This is a genomic window from Lentzea indica, from assembly GCF_012184385.1.
In the GTDB taxonomy this organism is placed as follows: Bacteria; Actinomycetota; Actinomycetes; order Mycobacteriales; family Pseudonocardiaceae; genus Lentzea; species Lentzea indica.
The window spans coordinates 1-3,418 of record NZ_VSRL01000456.1 but is presented as its reverse complement, the minus strand read 5'-3'; the positions used below and the strand labels follow the sequence as shown (position 1 = coordinate 3,418).

Annotated in this window: 2 protein-coding genes; both read left to right on the top strand. The window is 70.0% G+C overall.

The window, feature by feature from the left end; all coding sequences use genetic code 11:
- Positions 1-2,722 (top strand): tubulin-like doman-containing protein (locus tag FXN61_RS48265; RefSeq protein ID WP_167980465.1); only part of this gene is annotated, 2,722 nt, incomplete at its 5' end.
- A partial coding sequence (locus FXN61_RS48260) for a hypothetical protein (protein ID WP_223165906.1) occupies positions 2,719-3,418 on the top strand: 700 nt, incomplete at its 3' end. The genes FXN61_RS48265 and FXN61_RS48260, both read left to right, overlap by 4 nt.

The window sequence follows — 3,418 nt, the reverse complement described above, 5'->3', positions numbered from 1 at the left end:
CCGCGCGGCGTTGTTCGAGACGTTCCGCGGCGGCACGTCGGCGGCACAGGCCCCACTGCGCAAGGCGATCGGCGCGATCAACAACTCGCTCGGCGAGCTCGCGATGCTCGGCGGCGGCAAGAGGTCGTTGTCGTGCGACGTCTTCGTCGCGTTCAGCGTGGCAGGCGGAACGGGAAGCGGCATCTTCTTCGACTTCCTGCACCTGATCGGCGACGTCTTCGCGCATCAGGACTACCGCGCTCGCGTGTTCCCCCTAGTGCTCATGCCGTCCGCGTTCGACGAGGGACTGGGCGGCGGCAGGGCCGCCAGGCTCAACGCGGGCCGGTCGCTGCTCGACCTGTTCCGGTTGGTGGACGACCAGAACGCCCAGGTCGCCGGCACCGAGCTGGACAGCTCCGGGATCAGCGGCCAGCTGTCGGTGAAGTACCCGGACCGCGAGGAGATCCGGCTGCGCGCCTCCACCGTGCAGACCGCGTTCCTGTTCGGCAAGGGCGCCGGAGTGCAGCGCGAGGACCTGCACCGGTCGATCGTGTCGCTGGTGCTGTCCCTGATCGGCACGGACCTCGGCACCGACGGCGACGGTGGCAGGCAGGCCATCGCGCAGACCTACATGAGCTTCGCCGACTCGTTCATCAACAGCGCGGTCGAACGCGAGGTGCCCGCCCCGACCGGCATCGGAAACCGCGGTGTGTCAACGAGTTCGGTCGCGTCGATGACCGTGCCGGTGGACGACATCGCGGACATCATCAGTTCCCGCCTGCTCGCCGCCGCGGTCACCGAGCTGGACGAGCCCGGCATCGGGCAGGCGGAGAACAACTCGCCGTTCATCGAGAGGTTCTTCACCGAGTCCAATTTGGACCCGCTGCGGCTGCGGCAGCCCGTGCCCATCACCGAGGTGTCCGCGGTCAGCGGTGCCGAGGCGATCTCGCGTGCGCTCGCCACGCGGGCCCGCACGATGGAGTCCGGCCTGCGCACGCTCGACCAGCAGCTGGCCAGGCAGATCCCGGACATGGTGCAGACGTTCGACGCGGGTCGCGCGGTCAAGTCGCTGCTCGGCGAGGTCGACCTGTTCCGGCTCAGGCGAATCCTGAACGGCCACGACGGGCTGACCGACGAGGCCAGCGCGCTCGGGTTCGCCAAGATCCTCGAACTGCGCAGGGGCGAGCCCGCCGCCCCTCCCGGTCTGACGCTGAACCCGCCGTCCGCCGCGGGGATCAAGGGCAAGTTCCTGCGCAAGCTGCAGTTCTCCGACCCGGCGGTGCGGGCGGCGATCGCGCGGCAGAACGACTGGTACGAGTGGCGTGCCAAGCGGGTCTGGCACGCGGCGTGGAACGACCAGGCGGTGCGCTGGGACCTCAAGCTCAAGGCCGTGCAGCAACAGGTTCTGTCACTGGTGAGCGCCTTCGAGGACCACGCGCGGCAGAGCGAGCGCCGGTTCACCGCCCGCGCCCGAGAGCTGTACCAGCAGCGCGTCGGCGTCACGTACCTGTTGCCGCGCCAAGGAGACCTGGAGCCCTTCTACCAGGCCGTGGTGCGCCGGTTCGTGGACTACTACGTGCACCAGGGCGGGCGGCTGCTTCCGACTGCGACGCCCGGCGACCTCGTCACCGAGATCCTCGGCGAGGAGGGCTGGAAGCACGCCTACGACATGGTGCTGGACGGCCGCGGCCCTGCGATGGCAGTGGCGCACGTCAAGGACCGCGTGAAGCAGGCCGTGAAGCGGCTCTTCTCCTATCGCGACGGGCAGCACCGGCCGTTGCTGCCGGCGTTGCAGGACCTGCTCGCGGCCGCGGCGGGCAAGCCGGGTGTGCAGGTGGGCGACGACGAGCTGGCACAGTTCCGGGAGAAGCTCGCCGGGCTCGTGCCCGGCGGGTTCGCGCCGAGCGGCACCGGCAGGCTGCGGATCCTGTTCAGCTATCCCGCGGCGGCCAAGGACTCCGAGCTGGAGAAGTTCCTGCGCCAGGAGGTGTCGCTGCCGCGGCAGGACGCCGTCGTCGAGTTCCGGCCGATCGCGGCCGAGTCGATCACGGTGGTGCTGTTCCGCAGTTCGATGGGCCTGACCGAGGTGCCAGAGGTCCGCGAGGTGCTCAAGCACTGGTCGGACGCGCTGAAGAACGAGGAGCAGCAGGACTTCCTGCGCTGGCGGCAGCGCCTGGGCTACGACTTCGGTTATCTGGCCACGATTCCCGAGCACCGCGAACGGATCCTGCACCACCTGCTGTGCGCGGCGTGGAACGACCAGATCGCGGTGGTGGGCGACGAGGACTCGCCGTCCGCGATCATCGTGAAGCTCGGCGACGGCGCGCAGGCCAGCATGCGGCTGCCGCTGGAACCGTTCGGCCGGATGTCGAGCTGGGCCAGCCTGCTGTCCGCGTACGAGGCGTGGGTGCTCACCGACGACGAGCAGATCCGCCGCGACTTCTGCGCCAAGCTGATCGCGACGACCCCGCGCGGTGTGGACCAGCGGCCGGACAAGCCGTCGCGTCTCTTCGACCGGATCATCGGCCTGGCGTCCGGCGAGCTGAACCGGGTCGACGCGGAACTCGGTCAGCGCACAGGAGAGAGCGGCACGCGCCGGCTGCTCGCGTTGCGGGAGTTCTGGGACGAGACCCTGCCCGGCGCGTTGCGGCTGCCGTTCCGCGGTGTCAACAACCCGTTGCAGGACAACCTGAACGATCTGCGCGAGTGGGTCGCCCGCGATCCCGAATGGCTGCGCCCGTGAACCCTGATCCCGTGATGACGCTGGATCTCCGCACTCCCGAGGGCCGGGCGTTGGCGGAGAGCCTGAGGCGCCGCAACGCGAACGAGCTCGGGCCGTCGAGCCGCGTGCTGGTGGTCGACACCACCGACGCGCTGAGCGAGCACCACGTGTTCTTCGAACGACTCGCGCGCCTGCCGCAGGTGACCGGCGTCGTGCTGGTGGCGGTCGGCGGGATCGAGGCCAACGGCGGCCCCGTCCTCCGTACACCCTCGGCGTTGGCCGGTGTCGGCGTGACGCTGTGGGTCGGTGACGGTCCCGGCGTGCCCTGGGAGGGCGGTTCGCAACGTCCGGGAGCCGGTCTTGGCGAGTCCACTGTGGACGATCTGCTGGCCGCGCTCCGGTTGCCCAAGGTGTTCGACCGGGTGTTCGCGGAGGTCGGCGTGATGCCGCATCAGGCAGCGAATCCCGGCCTCACCGTGGACTACGCGACGGTCGAGCCCGCGATGATGCGGACGTTGAAGCTGCGGGCGTTGCGGCAGCTCGTGGCCACCGGTGTCGCGGCACGGCTGCACGACCGCGAGTCGACCGAGCTGACGTCCGTGGTGCGCTCCGCCACCGAGGGCGACGCGACGTCCGTGCGGCAGGGATCGCCGCTGTACGAGGCGATGACTCAGGCCCAACGTGAGCTTGAGGCGGCGTCGCGGGCGATCGACCGGT